Origin of the sequence: Exiguobacterium sp. E4787, from assembly GCF_018618375.1 — a bacterium.
GTDB classification, from domain to species: Bacteria; Bacillota; Bacilli; order Exiguobacteriales; family Exiguobacteriaceae; genus Exiguobacterium; species Exiguobacterium chiriqhucha.
The window spans coordinates 145,006-170,295 of sequence record NZ_JACSLY010000004.1 but is presented as its reverse complement, the minus strand read 5'-3'; the positions used below and the strand labels follow the sequence as shown (position 1 = coordinate 170,295).

Below are 25,290 nucleotides of genomic sequence, written 5' to 3'. Positions count from 1 at the left end.
AAGAAGTCTGACATCTGAACTATAGCGTGAAAACACTGTTTTTGCAAGCGTTTTCAAAACCCCGTCAATACTTTTTCTTTTTCTTCTTCTCGAAGACGACGATTGACTCGACGTGCGCCGTCTGTGGGAACATATCGTACGGCTGGATATAGTTGATTTTATAGTCGGCTTTCATGAGTTGGTCCGCATCCCGTGCGAGTGTCTGCGGGTTACATGACACGTAGACGATGCGTTTCGCTTTCGATGAGATCATTGCGTTAAGGAGCTGATGATCCACACCTGTGCGCGGCGGATCGACGACGATAACATCTGGAATCCAACCGTCCTTGACCCAGCGCGGAATCCAGTGCTCGGCCCGGCCTTCAACATAGGTTGCATGGCTGAACCCGTTCTCGCGCATGTGCGCATTCGCATCTTCGACTGCTTCTGGGACGACTTCCATCCCGCGAATCTCTTTTGCATGTGGCGCTAGCCATAGCCCGATTGAACCGACACCAGCGTACGCATCGATGACCCGTTCTTCACCCGTCAGTCCAGCCGCCTCGACGACTTCCCGATACATGACTTCCGTCTGGGCCGGATTGAGTTGGAAGAACGCACGCGGTGACAAGTGGTAATGGACGTCGTCAAGCTGTTCGTCCATCTTGTCTTGCCCGGCGATATGAACCGTGCGGTACCCGAAGATGACGCCTGAACGGTTCGAGTTAATATTCAAGTGGAACGACACGACGTTCGGCAACGCCATGATGCGGTCACTCAGTTCGTCCAAACGCGGGACATCTTCATTCCCGACGACGAGTACGACTTGAACGTCATCCGTCTTATAGCCCGAGCGGACGATGACGGTACGGGCAAAACCGACGTCACGGCGCGCATCGTATACTGGGATATCAAGTTCATTTAAAATACGGACGATGGCGTTGTTGATGTTCGTCGTGTCGCGTTGCTGCACCATGCAGTGTTCGATTGGCACGAGCTCATTCGTGTTCGGCTTGTAGAGCCCTGACACGATTTCACCGCGGCGCGTCGAGAGCGGGAATTGCGATTTGTTGCGGTAATACCAAGGGTTGTCCATCCCTTTCGTACTACGGATATCCGACTTGTCGACGTTCAATTTCGTCTTTTGACGGAACGCGTTGCGGACGATTTCCTCTTTATAGTCCATCTGCAGGCGCGGACTCATATGTTGAATCTGGCAACCGCCACACTCGTCATAAATCGGACACGGTGGTTTGACCCGGTCCGGTGAATCGTTGTCGCGTTTGATGACACGTGCCTCGGCGTAGTTCCGCTCGACGCGCGTGATTTCAACTTTCGCCTTCTCTCCTGGCAATAAGTTCGGGATGAAGATGACCATGCGATCAATTGTCGCGATGCCCTCTCCGTTAATGCCTAGCCGCTCGGCTTGGGCGCTTGTGTATTCTCCTACGATCAGTTTCAATGTGTTTCATCCTTTCGAGATACTTGTTCTAAATCTTTGGCGTAACGTACGACTTTCGCACGTAAGGAATCAATATCAGCTAACAATCGATGCAAATCCTCTGGCGTCGTGAATTCGTCCAACGTATTGACTGATAAGCACAGTAATTCCGTTCTCGATTTTAACACGTTCATTTTCCCTGCCGTATCTGTTCGTGATTTACCCATCTCGTGATCGCTCCTTTGGTTCGTGACAAAGAGTTGTTATTATAGCATACTATTTCGTGTGACTTGATGAAAAGGTGGAATTGATATGAAAAACATCTCGACAACGTTTGATCCGTGGGAAGCATATCTCGATCAAACCGAGTTCGGTCGCCTCGTCCTTTCAAACGTCGAAGTGACGACGACCAAGCTATGCAACATGCGCTGCGAGCATTGCGCAGTCGGCTATATGCTCGACCAGACGGAAGAGCCTGAAGTCCCGCTCGACTTATTGATTTCACGCCTCGACGAGATTGAGCACTTGCGCGCATTCTCGATTACGGGCGGCGAGCCGATGCTGTCGATGAAATCGGTGCGCAATTACGTCGTCCCGCTCTTACGTTACGCCAAGGAGCGCGGTGCCCGCACACAAATCAACTCGAACTTGACCCTCCCGCTCTCTCGCTACCATCTTATTACCCCTTACCTTGACGTTTTGCACATTTCGCATAACTGGGGAACGGACGCCGACTTCTTAGAGGGCGGTTTCGCGATGATGGACCGAAAACCGAGCGCGGAGGCACGTTTGAAGATGCTTCAGACGATGAAAGAAAACGCCCGTGCGCTTACGGCCGAGGGTGTAATCGTATCGGCCGAGACGATGCTCAACAAACGGACGATTCCGCACTTGAAGGAAATCCATGAAGAGATTGTCGCACTCGGCTGTCAACGTCATGAAGTGCACCCCATGTACCCCGCCGATTTTGCAAGTGCGCTCGAATCGGCGTCGCTCCCTGACACCCGCCAGGCGATTCACGACCTGCTCGATGTCCGGGACGAGAACGTTTGGATGCTATTCGGGACTTTGCCTTTTTATGCTTGTTCCGAGTTACCGGAAGACCGTGCTTTATTGAAACGGCTCCACGAGGCGAAAAACGTGACCGTGCGAAACGACCCGGATGGCCGCTCGCGCCTCAACACGAACATCTTCGACGGCCAAATCATCGTCACCGACTTCGGCGACGAGCTCGGCACGCTTGGGACGTTGTATGACACCTCGTTCCAAGACGCGTATGAGTCGTGGACGAACAGCAGTTTGAACGCCACACTGTCCTGCCACTGCCCGGCCGTCAAATGCCTCGGTCCGAACGCTCTCGTCAAACAAGCGTACTATCCTGACGTGAACTTCCGGGAACGTGTGGCCGAACCGTTTTAACTGCTTCGATTCGGGAAATATTCAGTATATAAACTGAATCGAGGTGTTTGAAGATGACAGCCATCTATGTATTCATGATCACCGTCATGGCCATCATCATTTTCGGTGGTGTGCTCAGCATCTTATTGACAGCCGCATTCGTTTCAGACAAAGTAGACCGTGATGAAGTATTCAGTCAAGGCAGTTGGGACGATGAACTCTTACACTTGAACCATGTACCCCAACCGATTGACGAGCCAAAAAGCTGAGACTCTTCTCAGCTTTTTACTATGCAATCAATGATGAGGTGAACTATGCAACGCTTTCGATTTTCGATTTTATTACTTGTCGTCTTTATCTCCGGCTTGATTCAAGGTGCGCTCATCCCGCTTTTGTCGACACTTATCGAACGGGATGGCAACCCGGCCTGGTTGAACGGGTTGAACGCGACCATGCTCTATCTCGGGGTCATCGTCTCCGCCCCGCTACTCGAACGGTTCGTCCGCAAGTACGGGTTTCGTCCGACCATCGTCCTTGGCATCATCTTGACGGCGCTCGCTACGTTCTTCTTGCCGCTCTGGCCGTCACTGCTCATGTGGGCGCTCATGCGTTTCGTCATCGGCTTCGGTGATTCAGCGCTCCATTACGGATCCCAAGTGTGGGTCACATCCGCGAGCGACAAGCGGAGCCTGGGTCGGGCAATGGCGTATTACGGGATGGCGTTCAGCCTCGGTTTCGCGGTCGGTCCGCTTATCGCGCCGCTCGTCGACCTTCACTTTTGGCTGCCGTTCCTCGTCTTAATCATCTTTTGTCTCGCATCCTTGTTCTTGATTTTCAAGGTTGACAATGAGTATCCTGAGTCCGAAAAAGTGAAGACCGACTCGAAAGGACGCATCCGGCTCGTCCTCATCGGCGGCGGGTATACGCTCTTACCTGCTTTTACATATGGGTTCCTTGAAGCGAGCTTGAATGCCAACTTACCGATTTTCACGGTCCGGAACGACATCGGGCTCACGCAGACGAGTACGCTCATCACGACGTTCATCGTCGCCTCGATTATCGTGCAATTACCACTCGGTCGGCTCGCCGATCACTTCGGGAAAAAGCGAATCCTTCAAATCGTTTTAACACTCGGTACACTCGTCTTCGCGATCGCCAACCTGGCTGTCGACCATTATATCTGGCTCCTCGTCTTGTTCGCACTCGCCGGCGCCGGGCTCGGCTCGACGTATTCACTCGGACTGGCCCATATGACGGAAGTATTGCCACGTTCGTTGTTACCGACCGGCAATATGCTCTATAGCATCTCCTTCAGCGTCGGTTCGATTAGCGGACCGATGATTGGCGCGTTTTGGATCGCATTACCAAAAGAAGTGTATTTCTTGATGTACGCGCTCATTCTTGGAATTTTGGCCGTCAGTTTGTTCACGGCGAAAGCCAAGCCAATTGACGTCTAAAAGGGAGGGTCTCGGCGGAGACCCTCCCTTTTTCACGTTATTCTTTCACCGGACCGAGCCTGACATCGTTTCGTTCGAACGCCCGCATGAACACCTCATCGAGCGCGAACGGTTCCGTCTCGAGCGAGGCCAACACGTCGGACTTGATTGTGACTTCAATGACTCGGTCATTGATTTGCCATTTCGTCTGAATGTCTTCGCCATGCCTCATAGCACGCGCGTCCACTTGCTCATGATGTTCCTTCAACCCGCGACTTACGCACTTCATCACGTATTTGACATACTCGTCTCGCGGTTGGCGAGAGATGAGTATGTTTCGGACGATTGGATTTCTTGCCACGGTAGCACCCTCCTTTCTTTTCGATTCGCACGCAAGTCTTTACAACGAAGACCGATTTCAACTGAAAGAATTCAGAATTTTTAATATATTTTGCCATGGGAACAAGATTCCGTCAACCGTGCCTCTCCCTCACTTTGTCATCGCACTCCCCGATTCGCTCGTCCTTGAAAATATGTGGAGAGATAAATCCCAGCGATGACGAACAACAACCCGACGAGCGCGTTCCATGGAATCGTCTCCCCGAGTAACACGTTCGATAGGACGACACCGAATAAGGGAACAAAGAACATATAGAGCGATACCCGGCTGACCGGATTATATTTCATCAGCGTATTCCATAATGTGAACCCGACCGCCGACAAGAGGGCGAGATACAACAAGAAGAAGAGGGTCGTCACGGTGTAAGGCAGGAACACATCCCCTGGCGCAAGCACGTAACCGACGATGAGTAGTCCGAGCGAGCCAATCACCATCGCCCAAGCCGTCATCGGAGCGACGTCATGCAAGCGCGAATAATCTTTTGCAACCAAATTCCCGAACGCACCTGAGATCATCGCCAGAATCAGCAGAATCTCTCCAATCCCAAACCCGACTTCCGTGCTTGCCGTCGGCCAGTTGGCGATGACGATTCCGGAGAATCCGAGCGTAAGGGCAATCCCTTTCAAGCGATTCAAGCGATCATCCTCATAACGAAAATGAGCGAGTGCCATCTGGAAAAATGACGTCGATCCCGCGATAATCGAGCCCTGCACCCCCGTCGAGATGGAAAGTCCGACATAGAAGAACAAATATTGTAAGAACGTCAGAAATGCCCCTAAATGCGCATACGCCTTTAGCTTTTCAACAGTTAAGCGAATCGGGCGCTTGAAGACGAGTCGACTGATGACGAGTAAGAGCAGACCGGCCAATAAAAAGCGCTCCCCGGCAAAGAACAGCTGTTGGCCGTATTCGTGTTCCTGGATATCGAGCGCTTCGTAGCTCAGTTTGATGAACGGAAAGGCGCTCCCCCATAAAAACGTGTTGAACAGGGCTAAGAACGTGACCGTCCAAGGACGTTGAAATACATTCGGCATGACACAAAAACTCCTTAATCTTTTAGTTTGTGAGTGCTTACGTTTGGTGCTAAAATAGACTTACACGATAATCATTATAAATAAAGTATTCACCTTTAAATCACGTTAAACCTAATAATATCAACAATGGATAATGATAATCATCCTCATTCATTATCATTTAAACGATATATATTCTCAATTAGAAAGAGGTGCTCACATGAACACATCAACCGTCACACACGAAAAAAGCCACGTCTTCAAACGGGCCAGCTGGGTCGAACATATCGAGCTCATCATGGCGCTCATCAGTGGTGTATTGATTGTACTCGCATATATCGCGGAAAGACAAGACGGAGCTCCTGCGCTCTACGTCACTCTGTATTTGACTGCCTTTTTAATCGGCGGATATGCCAAAGCCAAGGAAGGCTTGACCGATACATGGGAGACGCGCTCCTTGAACGTCGAGCTACTCATGATTATCGCCGCCATCGGTGCCGCTTCAATCGGGTACTGGATGGAAGGCGCCATCCTTATCTTCATCTTCGCGTTATCAGGCGCTCTTGAGACGTATACGATGAATAAAAATGAGCGTGCCCTTGAATCGCTCATGGAACTCCAACCTGAGCAAGCGACCCGATTGAACAGCTCGGGCGGCCTCGAGGTCGTCCATATCGACGAACTGCGCGTCGGTGACCACATCTACGTAAGACCCGGCGAGCGCATCCCGGTCGACGGTCGGATTTTGAAAGGTAGCGCCTCGATTGAGGAAGCCGCCATCACCGGTGAATCGATTCCAGTCGACCGAAACGTCGGCGATGAGGTATATGGATCAAGTGTAAACTTGAACGGTGTCTTGACGCTTGAAGTGACAAAGCTCGCCACAGAGACATTGTTCCAAAAAATCATTCAAATGGTCCAGCAAGCGCAAGAAGAAAAATCACCGTCCGCCCAGTTCATCGACCGGTACGAGGGACGCTACGTTCAAGTCGTGCTCGCTTCCGTCACGGCAATCATCTTGCTCGGCCCGGTATTGACGTCATGGTCGCTCGAGACGAGCATTTACCGCGGGATGATCCTTCTCGTTGTCGCTTCGCCGTGTGCCCTCGTTGCCGCCATCACGCCGGCCGCACTCGCAGCCATTGCCTCGTCTGCTAAACACGGGATTTTATTCAAAGGCGGCGTCCATATCGAAAATATGGGACGTTTGAAAGCCGTCGCGTTCGATAAGACCGGTACGCTCACAATCGGTAAACCAGAAGTCCAAGCGGCGTTGATTCATCCCAATACGACACAAGAACACGTGTATCGCATTGTCAGCTTGATTGAAGAACATTCGATGCATCCGCTCGCCGAGGCGCTCGTTCAGTACACGGGCAGTTATACGGGGGCGATGGAACACTTTAAAGACGTGACCGGGTCTGGGATTGAAGCGACCATCGACGGTGTCGCTTACCGGGTCGGTAAACAGAAATTCGCCGATCGCAGCCACGACTTTTTCAGCGACGAAGTCGAACGTTTGAAAGCGGCCGGCCATACACTCGTATTCATCAGTGACGAAGAGAAGACAATTGGGGCGTTCGCGCTTCGAGACACGTTGCGTCCCGAGGCCAAGCAAGCGATCGAGCGACTCAACCACCTCGGCATCGCCACCATCATGATCACGGGTGACAACGAGGCAACAGCACGCGCCATCGCCTCCGAGGCCGGCTTGACCCGCTATATCGCCGAGTGTCTTCCGGAAGAGAAAGTCGAGCACATTAAACGATTGAAACAAGAGTATGGCAGCATCGGCATGATTGGTGACGGGATTAACGACGCCCCTGCCCTCGCGACTGCCGATGTCGGGATTGCGATGGGAGAAGGGACGGACGCCGCTCTCGAGACGGCCGACGTCGTCTTGATGAAGAACGACTTGAACCGCCTAAGCTCGGCCATCAAACAGTCGCGTAAGTTGAATCGGGTCGTCCTCCAAAACGTCGTGTTCGCATTAGGGGTCATCCTCATATTGATTGCGACGAACATCTTCGAATTGCTCGTCATGCCATTCGCCGTCGTCGGGCACGAAGGATCGACCATCCTCGTCATTTTGAACGGCCTGCGCTTGCTCAGCACATCATGGGACTGACAAAATTCGACACTTTCCGAAACCGTCATTGAAAGCCGTTGGCGATTTCGCTATAATTGAAACAATGTGTCTAATTAGACTGGAACTGATTAGGAAGATTGGCTAAAGGTGGTACAGTGTATGAATACGATAGCAGTAATCGGCAAAGTGTTTGTCGATATTAAAGGAACCTCGTTCGCCCCGCTCCATAAAGATGCCAAGAACGTCGGTGACATCGCGTTCTCAAACGGCGGAACCGGCCGTAACGTCGCTCAAAATTTAGGTGTCCTCGGCAATGATGTCCGTTTCGTGTCGACCGTGACGAACGATCAAATCGGGATGGGTGTCCTCGAGGAACTCCGCGGTTTGAATGTGAACGTCGATCACGTCGATTTGCTCGACGACAACGGCATGGGCATGTGGCTGGCCGTCATGGATAACAACGGCGATCTTCAAACGTCAATCTCGAAGCAACCGGACGAGGCGATGATGGAAGAATGTATCCTTCGTCGCATCGATACGGTGTTCGCCGAAAGTCAGGCGGTCGCCATAGACCTCGACTTGTCGGTCAACGTGCTGAACGAGACGATTGAACTGTGCCGCGAGATGAAACTCCCGCTTTACGGCGTGTGCGGCCATTTGTCTGTCATCGAACGGAACCGCCACTTGCTTCAAGGCTTCACCGGCTTCATCTGCAGCCGTGAAGAGGCGGAGATTTTGTCTGATATGTCGATCGTCACGGTGGACGATGCGTTACGCGTCGCTGAAGTGCTCGCCATGAAAGGTGCCCCGCTCACAATCGTCACGATGAGTGAACTCGGTGCGGTCTATGTCGATTTGCGCACGAACGAACAAGGACACGTCCCGACGACGAAAGTGAAAGTCGCCGACTCGACCGGTGCCGGTGACTCGTTCTTCTCCGCTGTCATTTCCGAATTGATGAAACGTCATCCGATTGAGGATGCGCTCCGACTCGGAATGCGCGTCGCCGGGAAAGTCATCGCCTCACACGATAATGGCCTGACGCCTGATATGTATGCATCACTCGAACAACCAGCAGCAGATTAACCAAAACGCATCGGCCGCGAGTCGATGCGTTTTGTTCACGATTCGAAATCGAAAGGAACGATTCCATTGGTCAGAACGAAATTACGCAGTGCCATCATCCTCGTGAATGAACATGACGAAGTCGCGCTCATTCGCCGAGAAAAAGAGAACCTCTTGTATTATGTCTTCCCAGGTGGCGGAGTCGAATTCGGCCATACCGCGGAAGAGACGGCCGTCCGTGAGGCGTTCGAAGAGCTCGGCGTCCACGTCGAACTCGAAGGGGTCGCCGCTCACGTCGCTTTTAACGGTGAGTTGAACCCGTATTATTGGGCCCGCGTGACCGGTGGCGAATTCGGGACCGGCACAGGCGAAGAGTTTCAAGCCGAACAGACGAACGGTTCATACACACCGATGTGGGTGAAACGCAGCGCGCTCAGCCATTTGCCGGTACGACCGCCGTCACTCGCCGACTTGCTCGCGAACGAGACCGAGCGCTTTTTCAATAAAACGCTGGCCGAAGACTGATTTTATGTGTAGCCTCCTGACATTTCGGGAAAGAAAGTTTCTAACGATAACGTTCAGGAGGCTCATACATGGATACTACAGAAGTGAAAGAAAAAAAGAATTGGTTCGCCTTCGGGAAGGAACTGCTTCGTCGCTTCAAAGAACATGATGTTCAAGATTACGGCGCGACGCTCGCTTTTTTTTGGTTCTTATCGATTTTCCCGGGCATCATCTTCATTCTCGCGTTGCTGTCGTTCTTCGACATCTCGCAGGCGTCGTTCCAAGAACAGTTGAACAACTTGGCGCCTGGGGCGGCTGCGACTGAATTTTTGACCGGGATTTTTGACGCGATTGGCGAACCGCGCGGCGGACTCCTCTCAATCGGTGCGATTTTGGCGATTTGGTCAGCCGCTAAAGGGGTCGAACGTTTGATTAACATGGCGATTCACGCATACGGGGAAGACAACGAACGAAACTTCTTCGTCAGCAAAGGCATCGCGCTCGGCATGACGCTCTTGCTCGGTGTCGGCGTACTGTTGCTCATCGTCTCGAACGTGTTCGGTTCACAAATCATCGACTTTTTGATGCGCTTCATCCCCATCTCAGGGGCTGACGTCATCTTGATTAACGTGTTCCGCTATGTGTTGACGACACTCATCTTGATTTTGACGCTCTCGATCTTTTATAAGATTGCTCCTCAACAACACGTGTTTTGGAAGAGCACGATTCCAGGCGCGATCTTCGGCGTCATCGCCTGGCAGCTCGTCTCGCTCGGATTCAGCTTGTACGTCTCGAACTTCGGCAACTACGATTCGACGTACGGTTCACTCGGGGGGATTATCGTCACGTTGCTCTGGTTACAATTGACCGGCATGATCATTTTGATTGGGTCAGAAATCAACGCCACATGGCAACGTTTCTTCAAAACGCCGAGCGAGCGTGAGTACGAGAAAAACTTTAAGAAAAACAAAAAGTCCAAATCGAAAGATTCGGACGAGGACGAGTATAAAGACATTCCCGTCAACACATACGGGTAACCAAAAAAGGCGGTCTCTGCAGAAGAGACCGCCTTTTGCGTTATGCTTCGACGACATCGAGACGTCCCGTCGCCGGATCGATAACGAATCCGTGGACGTTCGTGCCCGGTGGCAGGAGTGGATGGTTTTTGATGAGACTGACCGAGTTGACGACGTTCGCTTCGACCGAGTCAAACCCGTGTAACCACTTCTCCAAATCCATACCCGACGATTTGAGCGTCTGGAGCGTTTGCGGTTCGATTCCGCGACGCTCCATTTCGCCGATGACCGCGTTCGGGTCGATGGCCGCCATCCCGCAATCATAGTGCCCGATGACGATGACTTCTTCCGCTCCGAGCGCATACAGCGCGACAAGAATGGAACGCATGACCGAACCGAACGGATGCGATAGGACAGCACCCGCATTTTTTATGATTTTAGCATCCCCGTTTTTCAAACCGAGAGCTTTCGGCAGTAACGCCGTCAGACGTGTATCCATACATGTTAAAATGACAATTTTCTTATCGGGGAACTTGTCCGAGACGAACTCTTCGTATTGTTTCTCCGAGACGAATTTTTCATTGAACGCTAACATTTCTTGAACGACTGACATATGGTTCCCTCCTTTTATTTACGCGATGAATCGCGCGACCATCAAACCGATGACCATCCAAGCACCGAACAACGTGTTCACTTTTGCGGTCATCGCCATCGCTGGCATCAATTGAGCCGGTTCCTGTTTGACCCAAAAGCGTTTCACCGCCCGAATCATAATCGGAATGGTCAAGAGTGACAACAGCACCCAAGGCGTCACGCCAAACCCGACGACAGCGACGATAATGCCAATCAACGCCGCGATAAAGAATCCGGCTAAGACGAGAACCGCACGTCGATGTCCGACGAGACAGGCAATCGTTTTACGCCCGTTCACTTTGTCGTTATCTAAGTCGCGAATATTGTTCGCGAGCAAGATGGCCCCGATTAAAATCGCCATCGGGAACGACACGAGCAACAGCTCCGTCGTCACCGTTCCGATTTGGAGGTATCCTGAAATCCCGATAATGACATACCCCATGAACAGACCGGCGACGAGTTCACCGAACGGCGTATAGGCGATGGGAAGCGGACCTCCTGTATAGAGGAACCCGACGACCATCGACAACACACCGATCCAAATCAAGTGCCAGCTCGTCGAAGCGGCGATATAAAGACCGAGCACGGCCGCTACCCCGTACATCCCAAGGGCAATCCCGAGCACTTGGCCCGATGTGAATCCATCGCGTACGATTGAACCGCCGATTCCAATCGACCCTTCATGGTCGAGCCCGCGCTTATAATCGTAATACTCATTGAATAAATTCGTCGCGATTTGAATCAAGACCGAGGCGATGAGCATCGCCAGGAACAGTCCCCATTTCAATTCGACTTGCCCGAGGACGATGAACGTCCCTAACAGCACCGGTATGAAGCTCGCCGTCAATGTGTGCGGACGAATCATGCGCCAATAGGCACCTTTCTCTCTCTTCTTCATGCACTTCCCTCCCTTCGTTAGTTTACGTCTCTTTAAAAAAATCTGTCAATGCCCGTCGCTCGAACGGTTCCCTTCACTTTCCCGAGCATTTGACGGCCAGTTCTGCCGTGAAGTCATGATACACTAAAGAATGAGAATTCCATTGGATTGAGGAGGCTTTTCTTACATGCCAGATACTCAAACACACATTAAACAACGAATCGAGCAAGCCCATAAACGGGCACGTGCTTGGCAACGGCCGGTCTTGGCCTCTTACACGTGGGAGATCCCTTCGTTCGATGCGTTTCATATCATTCAAAACACGGAAACGTCCCATTATTATTTTTCGACACCCGACCGCTCCCTCGAGATGCTCGGATGTGCCGATGCGCTCGTGTTGACGGCTTCTGGCCCGGAACGGTTCCAACGGTTGCAATATGATTGGAGCCTGCACCGCCGGGACGTCGATGCGGTCATTTATGCGTTCTCAGGCTTCTCGTTCGACACGTTCATCCGCCCCCAGAAAAATATGTGGGAAGCGTTCGGTGAAGCGTCATTGGTCGTGCCTAAATTTTTATATCGCCGTTCGGGTGACAAACATACGTTGACCGTCTCGACGCTCGTCTCCGCGAAACGTTCGGTCGAACAATATTTGATTCAATTGGCCGATCAGCTCGCCCAGTTCAACGCGTTGCACGCTCCCGACGAGCAGGCACCGACCTACTCTCAAGTGAAAGATGGCGTCGACCACTTCAAGTCGAGCTTCCAACAAGCCAAACTGAACATCTCGGAAGAACGCGTCGAGAAAATCGTCATCGCCCGTGAAGAGATTTATCAAACATCAGAAGAGCCGTTCCCGTTCGCGACGACGTTACGCCATTTGTCAGAACATCAAACGGGCAGTTACATCTTCTTATATCAACCGAAGCGAGAAATCGGCTTTTTCGGGGCGACCCCGGAGCGCCTCGTCAAAAAACAAGGGCCGTACATCGAAACGGCAGCCATCGCCGGAACGATTAAACGACCGGACACAGAAATCGAGGCGGATGTAGCCAAACAGACGCTGTTGCACGATGCCAAGAATTTAGATGAGCATCAAATCGTCGTGAAGGACATTAAAAACGCCCTCACTCCATACGCGGCTACTATCAAGGCACCCGAAACGCCGCGTATATTAGAAAATCGCTCGGTGTTCCATCTGCATACACCGATTCAAGCGACACTCGATACGAACGCGTCCTTGCTGTCCATCATCGAGTCGCTTCACCCGACCCCTGCGCTCGGCGGTTCACCGAAACGGACGTCTGTCCGCTTATTGCGTGAGATTGAGCGGTTCGACCGCGGATGGTACGGTTCGCCGTTCGGTTGGTTGAATACAGAAGGAGAAGGCGAGTTCGTCGTCTCGATCCGGTCCGCCCTCGTGCATCACCAATTCGTGGCGCTATACGCAGGCTGTGGAATCGTCCAAGAGTCTGAACTCGAAGCGGAACTCGCCGAGACGGAAATCAAGCTCAGTCCAATCAAGCAAGCACTCGGATTGGACAAAGTAAGCGCAGGAGGCAATCAAGCATGAATGAAACGTTAACGGATTGGGTCGCCCAGATGATGAACCGGCTCGTCGAACAAGGCGTCGAGGATATCGTCATCAGTCCCGGTTCGCGCTCGACCCCGCTGGCCATGGCCGCTTATCTTCATCCGAGCGTCCGTCATCATATCATCGTCGATGAACGTTCGGCCGCCTTCTTCGCTCTCGGCTTGACCCGCTCCACCTCATCGTTACGACCGGTCGCGCTCATCTGCACGAGTGGCACCGCCGCGACCAACTACTTTTCCGCGGTGGCCGAGGCGAACATCTCGCAGTTGCCGCTCATCGTATTGACGACCGATCGGCCGCACGAACTTCGGAACGTCGGGGCGCCTCAAGCGATCGACCAAGTCCGACTGTACGGCGAACACGTGAAAGCGAGCGTCGATCTCCCCGTTCCTGAAGCAGCGAGCCAGCGCTACATGGAACAGACAGTCGCCCGGCTCGTCCGGACGAGTATGCATGCGCCGTTCGGTCCGGTCCATGTGAACATCCCGTTCCGTGAACCGTTGTTGCCGGATATCGAGCGCTTGACGTCACTCCTGGGCGGTGAAGCCGAATCCTCTGAGCCGACCTATCTTAAACCGACAAGTCTCGACTTGAAACGGTTCAAACAAGAGATTGACGTCAATCGTCTCGCCTTCATCGTCGGACCAGGTACTCCGACATCATGGCTTGAGCCTCTCTACACGTCGGCGCTGGCCCATCGTATTCCGGTCTTCGCCGACCCATTGAGCGGGATGCGCCGGTTTGACCATGTCTTGACGAACTATGACGCGTGGCTCGCGAGCGAGCATCGCACGGAATGGACACCTGACGCGGTCGTCCGGTTCGGGGCTGCCCCCGTCTCGAAACGGCTGAATCAGTGGCTTCACGACGTGCCATACGTCTTGATCGAGCAACCGGGATCGTTCCGCGACCCGTCGAACAGCGCCACGGTCGTGTACGGCGATGCGATTGATTATGTCGCCAACATCAACAAAGACTATGACGCCGACTTATTCGATCGTTTCGCATTGTTCGAACGCGTCGCCGAATCCGCAAAACCTGCTTTGAGCGGAGAAAGCGCATTGACGCGTCATTTGCTAGCGTCTCGTCTTGATCGCATCTTCGTCAGCAATAGCATGCCGATCCGTGATATCGATACAACACTTTCAGCCGGTCAGTCAATCGACGTCCTCGCCAATCGCGGGGCGAACGGGATTGACGGCATCATCTCGAGCGCGCTCGGTGCCTGTCACGATACGGACAAGGCCGCCCTGTTAATTGGCGACTTGGCGTTTTATCATGACAGCAACGCCCTGCAACTCGTCAAATCGCACCCAGGTACGTTCTCCATCGTCGTCGTCAACAATGATGGCGGCGGCATCTTCTCCTTCTTGCCACAAGCTTCGATCGCACCGCAAATGTTCGAGGACTTGTTCGGGACGCCGCTCCACTTGAACTTGCGCGGATTTGCCGAGACATACGGACTCAGCTATCGCTTGCTCGAGCAGCCTGAAGATGTCATGACGGCGATTGAAGCAGGCGTTCAGCTGATTGAATTTCCGTCTGATCGCGCTAGAAACGTGGCCGAGCATCGTCGTTGGACCGCTTCGCTCACGGACCGTTTGACGACGGAGAACGAATCGTGATGCGTTCCGTGCGTGGCGTCTCTTATGAGTTGCTCGAACGTGGGAGCGGCCGTCCCGTTTTGCTTCTTCATGGGTTCACCGGGAGTGCGACTTGGATCTCCCAGTTCCCTGAGCTCCCCGTCCGGCTCGTCGCCCCGTCGCTATTGCAACACGGCGGCACCGGACAGCAAGCGGTCGGGCGTGCCAAGATGAGTCAACAGATTAAAGACTTGTCGGCGCTACTCGATACGGACGAAGGTCCGTGGACGGTCGTCGGTTACTCGCTCGGCGGACGTATCGGGATGACACTCGCCGCCTATGATGATCGGGTCAACCACTTCATCGGCATTAGCACGACGCCCGGGCTCAACATAGCGGCTGAACGTCGACAACGCCGGCTTCAAGACGAAAAGCTCGCCGAATTCATCGAGCGAGCAGGACTTGAGGCGTTCGTTGACCGTTGGGAACGTCTTCCGCTCTGGCATCAAACCGATGAGATGCGCGCCGCCCTCCGTCCCGAGCGGTTGGCCCAACGTCCAGCCGCACTCGCGGACAGCCTCCGCGCCATCGGGACGGGTAGCATGCCGTCGCTCTGGCCGCTACTCGACCGTTTACCTCGCACCGATTTGATCGTCGGGGAACACGATGTGAAGTTTCAACAGATTGCTCGGAATATGCAGTTGATTCGTCCCGATATTGAAATTCATGAAATTTCGGACGCATCTCATGCTCCACATGTCGAGAATGCCCAACAATTTGGTACAATGATAGAGAAATTGATTTTAGGGGGAATTTAAATGGAATCAGTAGCAAACTGGACATCGGTCCGCACGTACGAAGATATCAAGTACGAGAAGTGGAACGGCATCGCCAAAATTACCATCAACCGCCCGGAAGTACGGAACGCATTCCGTCCACTCACGGTCAACGAGCTCATCGACGCGTTCGCACGCGCCCGTGACGATAAAGAAGTCGGTGCCATCATCTTGACTGGTGAAGGCGATCAAGCCTTCTGCTCAGGCGGCGACCAAAAAGTCCGCGGCCACGGCGGCTACGTCGGTGACGACGAGATTCCACGCTTGAACGTCCTCGACCTTCAACGTTTGATTCGCGTCATCCCGAAACCAGTCATCGCCATGGTAGCCGGTTATGCGATCGGTGGCGGACACGTCTTGCACGTCGTCTGTGACTTGACGATTGCAGCCGACAACGCCCGTTTCGGTCAAACTGGACCAAAAGTGGGCTCGTTCGATGCCGGTTACGGTTCAGGTTACTTGGCCCGCATCATCGGCCACAAGAAAGCACGCGAAATCTGGTACCTCTGCCGTCAATACGACGCACAGCAAGCGCTTGACATGGGACTCGTCAACACGGTCGTTCCACTCGAGCAACTTGAAGCCGAGACGATCCAATGGTGCCAAGAGATCTTGCAACACTCTCCGACGGCCCTTCGCTTCTTGAAAGCAGCGATGAACGCCGACACGGACGGACTCGCAGGACTTCAACAGCTTGCCGGCGACGCGACGCTTCTCTACTACACGACAGACGAAGCAAAAGAAGGCCGCGACGCCTTCAAAGAAAAACGCGATCCAGACTTCGGTCAGTTCCCGCGTTTCCCGTAAATCGACAAAGAGTAGCGACTTCGCTACTCTTTTTTTGGAGGTTCTGATGATGAATCGTTATGTGACACAACATCGACGCGACGCCATGGCACTCGTCACCGCGTCCGTCAGTTTGACTTGGGCCGAGTTAAGCACGGAAAGCTCCCGTTTGGCCCACTTCCTGGAACGGGTCGCGCCCGAAGCCCGGCATATCGGATTACGCGCTGTGAACAGCGCTGATTATGTCATCGCTGTCCACGCCATCAAGTTACTCGGAAAAGTACTCGTTCCGCTCAACACACGGTTGACGATGAGCGAACTGGCAGGACAAATCGAGACGGCCGATATCGATGTATTGCTCGTCGATGAACCGATTGAACTGTCGATCACCCAATTCGCGTTGACGTCACGAGATGAGGCGTCACTCGCTACACCGCACGAGTGGGCAGACGATGAAGTCATGTCGCTCATGTTCACCTCAGGCACGACTGGACGGGCCAAGGCCGTAAAGCAGACGTTCGGCAATCACGTCGCGAGCGCCGAGGCGGCCAAGACGCGCCTCGGTTACGGGACAAGTGACCGGATGCTCGTCGTGACGCCGCTCTTCCATATGAGCGGACTCGCGCAAGTGTATCGGAGCGCTCGTTTCGGTTCGCTACTATACGTCGAACCGAAGTTCGATGTCGCTCGTACACTCGAGTTGATTGAGACGGCGAGAATCACCCACATCTCGCTCGTTGCGGTCATGCTTAAGCGGCTCCTCGACGCAGGTCTCTCCCGCCATCAGTTGCAACTTCTGCTCGTCGGCGGCGGTCCCGTACCGCGTCCGTTGCTCGAAGAAGCCGAGCGGCGGCAGTTACCGGTCGCCCAGACGTACGGGATGACGGAGACGTGTTCGCAAGTCGCGACGCTGTTGCCAGCCGAGGCACTCGCCCACATCGGTTCGAGCGGTCAAGCAATCGCGCCGACCCACCTCCGTATCAATGCGGATGGGGAGATTGAAGTGAACGGACCGACGGTGACCCCTGGTTACTATAAACAGCCAGAGGCCGATGCTTGGACGCCCGACGGCTATTGGCAAACGGGCGACCTCGGCACGATGAAAGACGGTTACTTGTACGTCCATGACCGCCGCAGTGATTTGATCATCTCCGGCGGTGAGAACATTTATCCGGCCGAAATCGAGAGCGTGTTATTGCGTTGCCCGGGCATTCAAGACGTCGGGGTCGTCGGTCGTCCCGACCCGACTTGGGGAGCGGTACCCGTCGCCTTCACGGTCGGTACGTTCGATTTCGATGAGGCGATTCAGCTGCTGCACGACCATCTGGCATCTTATAAACATCCGAAAGCATGGATTGCCGTCGACAAGCTGCCTCGTAACCCCAACGGTAAATTGATGCGTCATCGCTTAAAGGAGGCTGACCATGATTCGTCGCGCTGAACTGTATATTGTCCCCCTCACGTTCAAACATCCGATTGTCACCGCCCACGCCGTGTTGACGACGAGACGGACGGTCATTCTCCGGCTGGAGACGGTCGACGGTGTTGTCGGCTACGGGGAAGGTGTCGCGTTCGAGACGCCATGGTATACGGCTGAGACCGTCCGCTCCGTCATCGATACGTCCGCTTTGATTGTCCAACTCCTGAAAGGGATGACGTTGTCTGCCGCCTCGTTCGGTACCCATGTCAGCTCGATCATCGGCCAACCGATGGCGAAAGCGATGTGGGAGAGCGCTCTATGGGAAGTGGAAGCGGCCCGCGCGAATCAGACATTAAAACAATACGTCCAAGCCGGCGATGTCGTGGCATGCGGTCGGACGATTGGCATCGGTCTGCTCAGTCAGACGTTGAACGCCATCGAGGCTGCGCTCGCGTCCGGATTCGACCGGATCAAGTTAAAAGCGTCCCCGCATGAACTGCTTCCTGCACTCGGCGAGATTCGAAGCAATTTTCCGGACGCCCCGCTCATGATTGATTTGAATGGAAGTGGCTCCGAGCAACCGCTTGACTGGTTCGAGGCGTTAGATACCTACCGTCTCTTGATGATCGAACAGCCTTATCCGAGCACACATTGGGTCGAGACAGCGGACTTGCAGGCACGGCTCACCACACCGATTTGTCTCGACGAATCGATCAGTGCGGCTCAAGACGTGGCGACGATGCATCGACTTCAAGCCGGTCGCATCGTCAATATCAAACCGGCCCGCGTCGGCGGCTGGAGCGAGGCGCTCGCGATTCGCGATAGCGGCACCCCCTACTGGGTCGGTGGGATGTATGAGTCCTCCATCGGCCGTTATCACACGCTCTTATTCGCCTCATTGAGGGGAGCCGCCTACCCGGCCGATATGGCCGGGACGAGCGCTTACTTCGAGACCGATTTGCTCGATACCCCGCTCGAGGTCGAGAACGGACAATTGATGCTTTCCGATCAAGTCGCACCGGATTGGAAGATGATCGAGCAACTGAGCGAACAGACGATTCGACTCCTGTAAAAACTCCGCAAAAAAGGCGGCAGACTTCGCGTCTGCCGCCTTTTCATCGTTAACGGAATGTGCCCGTCAATACTTCATAGCCGTCTTTCGTGACGACGACCGTGTGCTCGAACTGGGAGACGAGGCTGTTGTTCGGGGTGAACAACGACCAACCGTCCTCTTCTGATTGATAGACGATTTCATCTTTCGTCGAGATGAACGTCTCGACGGCAATGACTTGTCCTTCTTTCAAGATGTCGTTCTCTTCACGGCTATAGTAGTTCGAAATCGTCTCCGGCTCACCGTGAAGCGTGCGACCGAGGCCATGGCCCGCCAAGTTGCGGATGACCGTGAAGCCGTTCTTACGGGCATCGGCATAAATCGCTTTCCCGATTTGGTTGACCTTGACGCCGGCCTTCACTTTGCTGAGACCCGCTTCGAGCGATGTCAATGACACTTCGACCAAACGCTCGTGTTTAGCCGATTTCGGTGTGCCCGCGATGACCGTACGTCCTGTGTCCGCATAGTAGCCGTCCTTCACGGCGGATACGTCGACGTTGACCACGTCGCCGTCTTGGATGACGAGGTCACCTGGAATCCCATGGGCTGCGACGTCATTGATGGAAATACACGTATAACCCGGGAACTCATACATCGTGATCGGGGCCGAGGCGGCCCCTTCCGCTTCCAAAATACGCTGTCCAATCTCATCCAACTGTTTCATCGTCATGCCCGGTTTGACCGCTTTCGCCATCTCATCGCGCGCCAAGGCGACGATTCGCCCAATCTCACGCAATGCATCGTAATCATAATCTAACATTCGTTTTCCCTCTCAATCTAATAATCGATTTTGATATAAGAACTCTTCTGATAAGTCCGCAAACAAGAACATGCCGTCCGGTAACGGATAACTGAACGTCCGCGTCACTTCGTTCGAACTGAAGTCGCGATAATCCTCGGACAAGTAGCCCCGTCCGCGCACGTCCATCGCTGCCATCGTTCGAATGAAGTACGGCCGGAAACTCCAGTTATAGCCGCGATACGTATTGTCGACCGTCCAATTCGACTGCGCCTGATAGACGTTCGCGCTCGTCTGGAACCCGGTTTGGTCCGTCAAATAGTAACGGACGAACGTTCCTTCGAGTTTCGGTGCGATATGGAGCAGCCACTCATCTTTTTTATCGCGCGACCACTTCCCGCTTTGGACGAGGTCGTGAATTCGTTTATGGAGTTCGAACTCGAGCTCATACAATCGCTTCAATCGCTCTTGGTCGTGCAAGAAGAATGACGGCACTTCTTGCGTCAAGACGCTCATGCCTTTCGCTTCGCGCGGCGGCATCGCATCGCTTTGCCCGAGGAGACTTCCCATATAATAACGTCCGCCATGACGCCACGCATAGCGCAGCTGTCCGAGATGGTCGATCGATTTATAGAGGAGCGGAGCCCCGAGACGGGAAGCGATATATTCCATCGTCTGAAGCATTTGCGGATACGTGACCGATAACGTCTTCTTCTCGACCATCGTCGCCAAATCGACGAGCAACATCTCAGGCGCCACCGTCATGATGTCTTCGATACTCGTTGATTCTGCGAAGTCGAGTGCGACTTTAACACCAGATGAACGATAATATTGGACGACTCGTGACAAGCGTGACACGTCAACGAGATCCGTCCCTTGAAGCGTCACATAAATGCGATGGAGCGGGAAGTTCAATTCTCGAAGCGGGGCCAAAAACGCCTCGCCTCCTTGTTCGAGAATCCACTCTGACCGACATCGGAACGTGACGAATTGCGTCGCATCCCTTAACTGTTCGGCCGCTAAACGCTCCATCCGTTTGGCGATATCGAGCTGATACTCGAGCGGAACGTCATCGTCGTAAAAGAATGGGGTGAGCGACTCGCCCCTGAACTGTCCATGGACCATATAACCTTCTACTTGGAAGGTGGCGGCTCCCAGGATTGGTTCAAATGTCACTTCGACTTCTTCTGGATTCATCATCACATCCACTGCGTCCAACTTGATCACCTCGTCTTTTTTCTAAACACGAAAGCGAGCTGGGTTCAGCTCGCTCGTGTATGCACATACATATAGGCACCGAAACAAGCAATGAAATATACGATACTCATCACACCGTAGCCGATTCCCATCTTCCCGCCCACGCCGATGGCCATCACAAGCCAAATCATCGCGCCGAACAGGAGCGTGGCGACCGGGATATATCGGAAATTCGGACGCTCGGTCCGCGTTATAATCGGTTTCAAAGCCAGGACGCACGCCAATAGTATGACGAGACCAAAACCTAGTTCAATCATCCGTTGACACCTCATTTTTCTGTCTCTACTCGTTTAGTGTAGCATGACACCAAAAAAAAAACCGCAAATCCACTTAAGGAGATGCGGTTTTAGTTATTGATTAGTCACGCGGACGGCGTGGGCCACGGTCGTCTGAACGACGACGGTCGTCTCCACCCGTGCGTTTGCCACGGTATCCACCGCCGCCACCGCTGCGTCCACCACGGTCACCGCCGCCACGACGTTCGCCGCCGCCGCTGCGATTTCCACGGTATCCACCACGGTCGTTACGTCCACCTTGACGTTTGACGCGTACTGGTTCTGCATACGAGATTTCAACCGGAGTTGAATCTGGCTCTTTCGTCAATCCACGAAGTGCCGCTGCAAGAAGCTCGACTGCTTCGTATTCTTCAAGAAGCTCAGTCGCAAGTTGCGTGTAAGCTTTGAAGTCGCCCGCTTGAACACGTTCGATCAATTCTTCAGCTGATTGCTTTTGGTTGCCCTCGAGCACTTCTGCGATTGTCGGTACGTGACGACGGTTCATTTTCTTGTTCGTTACGCGTTCGATTGCTTTGACTTGACCGAATTCACGTGGCGTGATGAACGTAAGGGCTGTACCTGTTTTACCAGCGCGGCCTGTACGTCCGATGCGGTGCACGTAGCTTTCCGGATCTTGTGGGACGTCAAAGTTGTAAACGTGAGTAACACCTGAGATATCAAGACCACGGGCTGCAACGTCTGTCGCGACCAAGATGTCGATCGTGCCGTTTTTGAAACGACGGATGACTTGGTCACGTTTTGATTGCGTTAAGTCACCGTGAAGACCATCAGCCGTGTAACCACGTTTGATGAGTGCTTCTGTCACTTCGTCAACACGTTTCTTCGTACGAGCGAAGATGATGCTGAGTTCTGGCGAGTCGATGTCGATCAAACGGCAAAGCGTATCGAATTTTTGACCTTCGCGCAATTCAAGGAATTGTTGGTTGATATTCTCAACTGTCATTTCCTTCGCTTTTACTTTGATGATCGTCGGCGACTTCATGAAGCGCTCAGCAATCTTCTTGATTTGTGGTGGCATTGTTGCAGAGAAGAGAAGCGTTTGACGTTCAGCCGGAAGGCCTTTCAAAATCATCTCGATATCTTCAACGAAGCCCATGTTGAGCATTTCATCTGCCTCGTCCAAGATCACAGTTTGGATCTCGTCGAGTTTGATCGTCTTACGCTTCATGTGGTCCATGAGGCGGCCCGGTGTGGCAACGACGATTTGTGGGTTCTTTTTCAAACCACGGATTTGGCGGTCGATTTGTTGGCCACCGTATACTGGAAGTGCGTAAACGCGCTTCGCTTCACCGATTTTGTTCAATTCTTCTGCAACTTGAATCGCAAGTTCACGTGTCGGTGCAAGAACAAGTGCTTGGACTTGACGTGCCTTTGTGTCGATTCGCTCAATTGTCGGAATACCGAAAGCTGCTGTTTTCCCTGTACCTGTTTGCGCTTGACCTAATACGTCCACTCCTGTGAGTGCGACAGGAATTGTCTCAGCTTGGATCGGTGTAGCTTCTTCGAAGCCCATTTTGAGTACACCTTTTACTAATGCTTCACTTAACTGTAAATCTTGGAATTTTGTCAAATTATATTCTCCTTTTTTCATACAAAAAACGTCTGAGGTTTTGTTCTACAGACGTTTTTCCAATGTTTCCTCGTAGTCAACTTTACTAACTATAACGTATTTGTTTCTAAAATGAAAGAAATACATTCTAAAACTTTTCATAGCCACCTGGACATGAGTTATCTTATTTCAATTTATAGCCGTTGTCGAGTTTTTCAACTTGCTTTTCTTTCAGCAGTTTCCCGAGTGCGCGTTTGAACGCCGCTTTACTCATCCCGAACTCACGATCGATCACGTCCGGCGCCGTCTTGTCGCCATAAGGCATTTGGCCGCCGCGTTCTTCAATATAAGCACGGATACTTTCCGCGTCCGGGTCGATCGCTTCATATGCCCGTGGTTTCATCGAGACGAGTACCGTCCCGTCTTGTTTCACTTGCGTCACACGCACGGTCAATTGCTCACCGAGACGTGGCCAACGTGTCATCTCTGCTTCATGTAAGAAACCGAGTGATTCATTTTCGACCCAGACGTTCACACCGACGTCGCGTCGATTGACGACGATTGCCTGCACATCTTGGTTGCCCCACTCTTCTTTGGCGGGACGCGCCAATAAGTTCAAGTACGCATAATGAGCCGGTTCGCCGAGGAGGCGGCTCTTTTGATCGTACTTGAGACGAATGCACAACTTGTCTCCTTCTTTCGGCCAATACGACCGGTTCTCAGGAAGATCATCTAATGAGACGAGTACATCTTTTTGAATCCCGATATTGACGAACACACCCGTGTTATACCGGACCCCTGTCACTTCATACCATTCATAGTCATCGAACGTGACACTAGGAATCGTCATCGTCGAAGCGAGACGTCCTTCCGAGTCGTGATAAAGGAAGACGCGTACCGTCTGTCCGACCGCAACTTCTTCTGTTTGTTCTTTTCGATGAAGGAGTACCTCTTCGCGACCGTTTCCGATAAACACTCCAAAATCAGCTGAACGTTCCGCGACCAAGTCTACTACTTCTCCTGCACGTAATGCCATACAATCCACATCCTTTTTCATCTATTACTGTCAGTATACCTACCTACACACGTTCCTAATCATATCATGTTCGATTTCATTGCTCCGTTCATTTGTGTCTAAATTGTGAACGAGGGTCGAAGACGCATCTGACCAATTGGCGAGCTTTTTAACGTCTTCATTTCAAATATTGTGACAATTTTGTGAACTTGCAATTTCCATCTAGTATCCACATTTTGAAAACGTTATTATTAAGGAAGCGTTGTTTAACGAATTAGGTTTCAGCCATGGCCGAACGGGGGATAATAAATGTTTGATGTTCAATCTCGATCATTTGCGAAGCGCTTTATGAAAGGCTTATTGATTGCTTTCTTCGCGCTACTCGCTTCACTTAGCTTCATTTTCTCAAACGGAGTCGATACAAACGTATCTTCATCCGTCACGATGGTCCAAGAGTAAACGCCCTCTCCTGACAGAAGGCGTTTTTTTGTTTTGTTCCGACAAAAAAAGGGATTTTTTGTGCAGCTGTCGAACGAACATAACGTTCGGCTTTTACTATTGAATCATCTGGGAAGGGAGAGCCACTCATGCTATTTTATTTTCTCACCACGATTCTTTCGGTCGTCGGTTTGTCCGTCTCGCTCCAAACCGGTTTTTTCAAAGACCCGATCGGTACATTCCTGTTCGCCGTATTGCTCGCCATGGGCTTATCTTCATTTAAACAGTTAGTCGCACAAACGAACGTCTTATTGATTGAACGCCGCAACCAGAAAAAAATCAAACGCATCGTGGCACGTATGCATTCAAGTACACGTAAACGTTCTACATAACACTCGTCTTCACCCTCCACTTTTGTTATTCTATTGTAGACAGAGAGCAAAACGGACTCAACCCGTAGGAGGCACAAACACGTATGAATGAAATCCCTTTATCGAACGAATGGCTATTACGTTATTCACCTGTCATGGAGCTATGGCTGAAAGAAGACGGCATCTTGCTCGTCGACGATGACAACCGGATTCGACTCACCCTCGAAATCGGCACTGACCACGTCATGCAGTTCAAGAGCATCGATCAAGACGGGGCTTACTTTGCCGTGGACCCGGTGAGTAAACGAATCACGTTCGAACTCGAGGAAGAAGAAGAGGAAAGCGAATCTCGCTTCTGGGAATAAGGATTCATGCCGAAGAGTCGGATTCTCGCTTAGAGAAGAAGACTCTTTCTTCGTGTCCAAACCAACAGTTGTACGATTG

27 protein-coding genes are annotated in these 25,290 nt (G+C 52.5%); 16 read left to right on the top strand and 11 right to left on the bottom strand.

Annotation, left to right across the window (positions count from 1 at the left end):
- Positions 1–64: 64 nt before the first annotated feature.
- Both rlmD and KNP80_RS06895 read right to left on the bottom strand, forming a co-directional pair.
- Positions 65–1,441, bottom strand: coding sequence for a 23S rRNA (uracil(1939)-C(5))-methyltransferase RlmD (gene rlmD, locus KNP80_RS06900; RefSeq protein WP_214834370.1), 1,377 nt, complete (start codon positions 1,439–1,441; stop codon positions 65–67).
- A complete protein-coding gene (locus KNP80_RS06895; protein ID WP_016510454.1) occupies positions 1,438–1,647 on the bottom strand; it encodes a hypothetical protein in 210 nt (69 codons plus the stop codon). Before KNP80_RS06895 ends, rlmD begins: the two co-directional genes overlap by 4 nt.
- 85 nt (positions 1,648–1,732) lie before the next feature.
- On the opposite strand from KNP80_RS06895, the gene yfkAB reads away from it, so the two are divergent.
- The 3 genes from yfkAB to KNP80_RS06880 are packed head-to-tail and all read left to right on the top strand — an operon-like array spanning position 1,733 to position 4,275.
- Positions 1,733–2,839, top strand: coding sequence for a radical SAM/CxCxxxxC motif protein YfkAB (gene yfkAB, locus KNP80_RS06890; protein ID WP_214834367.1), 1,107 nt, complete (start codon positions 1,733–1,735; stop codon positions 2,837–2,839).
- Positions 2,840–2,892: 53 nt separating this feature from the next.
- Positions 2,893–3,087 (top strand): hypothetical protein, encoded by a 195-nt coding sequence (locus KNP80_RS06885; protein WP_021067771.1) that lies wholly within the window; start codon positions 2,893–2,895, stop codon positions 3,085–3,087.
- A 45-nt stretch (positions 3,088–3,132) separates the two neighbouring features.
- Positions 3,133–4,275 (top strand): MFS transporter, encoded by a 1,143-nt coding sequence (locus KNP80_RS06880; RefSeq protein ID WP_214834364.1) that lies wholly within the window; start codon positions 3,133–3,135, stop codon positions 4,273–4,275.
- A 37-nt stretch (positions 4,276–4,312) separates the two neighbouring features.
- Here the strand turns inward: KNP80_RS06880 and KNP80_RS06875 are convergent, their stop codons facing one another.
- Positions 4,313–4,615 carry a hypothetical protein gene (locus KNP80_RS06875; RefSeq protein ID WP_214719886.1) on the bottom strand — a complete coding sequence of 101 codons (303 nt, stop codon included), beginning with the start codon at positions 4,613–4,615 and terminating at the stop codon, positions 4,313–4,315.
- A gap of 137 nt (positions 4,616–4,752) precedes the next feature.
- Positions 4,753–5,688 (bottom strand): DMT family transporter, encoded by a 936-nt coding sequence (locus tag KNP80_RS06870; RefSeq protein ID WP_214834361.1) that lies wholly within the window; start codon positions 5,686–5,688, stop codon positions 4,753–4,755.
- Positions 5,689–5,887: 199 nt separating this feature from the next.
- Between KNP80_RS06870 and KNP80_RS06865 the strand changes: the two genes are divergently transcribed.
- The 4 genes from KNP80_RS06865 to KNP80_RS06850 all read left to right on the top strand — a co-directional run bounded on the left by KNP80_RS06865 (position 5,888) and on the right by KNP80_RS06850 (position 10,362).
- Positions 5,888–7,795 carry a heavy metal translocating P-type ATPase gene (locus KNP80_RS06865; protein WP_214833237.1) on the top strand — a complete coding sequence of 636 codons (1,908 nt, stop codon included), beginning with the start codon at positions 5,888–5,890 and terminating at the stop codon, positions 7,793–7,795.
- A 120-nt stretch (positions 7,796–7,915) separates the two neighbouring features.
- Entirely contained in the window at positions 7,916–8,842 is a 927-nt protein-coding gene (locus tag KNP80_RS06860; protein ID WP_021067776.1) for a carbohydrate kinase family protein, read from the top strand.
- A 66-nt stretch (positions 8,843–8,908) separates the two neighbouring features.
- Positions 8,909–9,346: an NUDIX domain-containing protein gene (locus KNP80_RS06855; RefSeq protein WP_214719883.1), complete on the top strand. Its 438-nt coding sequence runs from the start codon at positions 8,909–8,911 to the stop codon at positions 9,344–9,346.
- 68 nt (positions 9,347–9,414) lie between these two features.
- A complete protein-coding gene (locus KNP80_RS06850) occupies positions 9,415–10,362 on the top strand; it encodes a YihY/virulence factor BrkB family protein (RefSeq protein WP_214719882.1) in 948 nt (315 codons plus the stop codon).
- A 40-nt stretch (positions 10,363–10,402) separates the two neighbouring features.
- Here the strand turns inward: KNP80_RS06850 and KNP80_RS06845 are convergent, their stop codons facing one another.
- Both KNP80_RS06845 and KNP80_RS06840 read right to left on the bottom strand, forming a co-directional pair.
- Positions 10,403–10,954 carry a beta-class carbonic anhydrase gene (locus tag KNP80_RS06845; protein WP_021067779.1) on the bottom strand — a complete coding sequence of 184 codons (552 nt, stop codon included), beginning with the start codon at positions 10,952–10,954 and terminating at the stop codon, positions 10,403–10,405.
- Between the two features lie 18 nt (positions 10,955–10,972).
- Positions 10,973–11,872, bottom strand: a complete 900-nt coding sequence (locus tag KNP80_RS06840) for a 1,4-dihydroxy-2-naphthoate polyprenyltransferase (protein ID WP_214719881.1) — start codon at positions 11,870–11,872, stop codon at positions 10,973–10,975.
- A 166-nt stretch (positions 11,873–12,038) separates the two neighbouring features.
- Here KNP80_RS06840 and KNP80_RS06835 point away from each other — a divergent pair, with 166 nt between their 5' ends.
- Genes KNP80_RS06835 through menC form a run of 6 tightly spaced genes read left to right on the top strand, consistent with a single transcriptional unit; the run spans position 12,039 to position 19,142 of the window.
- Positions 12,039–13,424 (top strand): isochorismate synthase, encoded by a 1,386-nt coding sequence (locus tag KNP80_RS06835; RefSeq protein WP_214834357.1) that lies wholly within the window; start codon positions 12,039–12,041, stop codon positions 13,422–13,424.
- Positions 13,421–15,070, top strand: a complete 1,650-nt coding sequence (gene menD / locus KNP80_RS06830) for a 2-succinyl-5-enolpyruvyl-6-hydroxy-3-cyclohexene-1-carboxylic-acid synthase (RefSeq protein ID WP_214834354.1) — start codon at positions 13,421–13,423, stop codon at positions 15,068–15,070. The genes KNP80_RS06835 and menD overlap by 4 nt, the downstream gene beginning before the upstream one ends.
- On the top strand, positions 15,070–15,846 hold the full coding sequence (locus KNP80_RS06825) for an alpha/beta fold hydrolase (RefSeq protein WP_214712443.1): 777 nt from the start codon (positions 15,070–15,072) through the stop codon (positions 15,844–15,846). Before menD ends, KNP80_RS06825 begins: the two co-directional genes overlap by 1 nt.
- Positions 15,847–16,671 carry a 1,4-dihydroxy-2-naphthoyl-CoA synthase gene (gene menB, locus KNP80_RS06820; protein WP_021067784.1) on the top strand — a complete coding sequence of 275 codons (825 nt, stop codon included), beginning with the start codon at positions 15,847–15,849 and terminating at the stop codon, positions 16,669–16,671. It abuts the gene before it with no gap.
- 49 nt (positions 16,672–16,720) lie between these two features.
- Entirely contained in the window at positions 16,721–18,091 is a 1,371-nt protein-coding gene (menE, locus tag KNP80_RS06815) for an o-succinylbenzoate--CoA ligase (RefSeq protein WP_214834351.1), read from the top strand.
- On the top strand, positions 18,075–19,142 hold the full coding sequence (gene menC, locus KNP80_RS06810) for an o-succinylbenzoate synthase (protein WP_214834348.1): 1,068 nt from the start codon (positions 18,075–18,077) through the stop codon (positions 19,140–19,142). Before menE ends, menC begins: the two co-directional genes overlap by 17 nt.
- 49 nt (positions 19,143–19,191) lie before the next feature.
- Here menC and map read toward each other — a convergent pair whose 3' ends face one another.
- The 5 genes from map to KNP80_RS06785 all read right to left on the bottom strand — a co-directional run bounded on the left by map (position 19,192) and on the right by KNP80_RS06785 (position 24,058).
- Positions 19,192–19,941: a type I methionyl aminopeptidase gene (map, locus tag KNP80_RS06805; RefSeq protein WP_214834345.1), complete on the bottom strand. Its 750-nt coding sequence runs from the start codon at positions 19,939–19,941 to the stop codon at positions 19,192–19,194.
- Between the two features lie 12 nt (positions 19,942–19,953).
- Positions 19,954–21,129, bottom strand: a complete 1,176-nt coding sequence (locus tag KNP80_RS06800) for an EAL-associated domain-containing protein (protein ID WP_353047978.1) — start codon at positions 21,127–21,129, stop codon at positions 19,954–19,956.
- Positions 21,130–21,182: 53 nt separating this feature from the next.
- Positions 21,183–21,434 carry a hypothetical protein gene (locus KNP80_RS06795; protein ID WP_021067789.1) on the bottom strand — a complete coding sequence of 84 codons (252 nt, stop codon included), beginning with the start codon at positions 21,432–21,434 and terminating at the stop codon, positions 21,183–21,185.
- Between the two features lie 100 nt (positions 21,435–21,534).
- Positions 21,535–23,043: a degradosome RNA helicase CshA gene (gene cshA / locus KNP80_RS06790; protein ID WP_131485905.1), complete on the bottom strand. Its 1,509-nt coding sequence runs from the start codon at positions 23,041–23,043 to the stop codon at positions 21,535–21,537.
- Between the two features lie 163 nt (positions 23,044–23,206).
- Positions 23,207–24,058, bottom strand: coding sequence for a CvfB family protein (locus KNP80_RS06785; protein ID WP_029596042.1), 852 nt, complete (start codon positions 24,056–24,058; stop codon positions 23,207–23,209).
- A 288-nt stretch (positions 24,059–24,346) separates the two neighbouring features.
- Here KNP80_RS06785 and KNP80_RS06780 point away from each other — a divergent pair, with 288 nt between their 5' ends.
- The 3 genes from KNP80_RS06780 to KNP80_RS06770 all read left to right on the top strand — a co-directional run bounded on the left by KNP80_RS06780 (position 24,347) and on the right by KNP80_RS06770 (position 25,211).
- Positions 24,347–24,496 carry a hypothetical protein gene (locus tag KNP80_RS06780; protein WP_021067792.1) on the top strand — a complete coding sequence of 50 codons (150 nt, stop codon included), beginning with the start codon at positions 24,347–24,349 and terminating at the stop codon, positions 24,494–24,496.
- 128 nt (positions 24,497–24,624) lie between these two features.
- The gene (locus KNP80_RS06775; RefSeq protein WP_021067793.1) at positions 24,625–24,867 is read left to right on the top strand and encodes a hypothetical protein; all 243 of its coding nucleotides are present in this window, start codon (positions 24,625–24,627) and stop codon (positions 24,865–24,867) included.
- Between the two features lie 134 nt (positions 24,868–25,001).
- Positions 25,002–25,211: a hypothetical protein gene (locus tag KNP80_RS06770; protein ID WP_251132351.1), complete on the top strand. Its 210-nt coding sequence runs from the start codon at positions 25,002–25,004 to the stop codon at positions 25,209–25,211.
- Positions 25,212–25,290 lie beyond the last annotated feature (79 nt).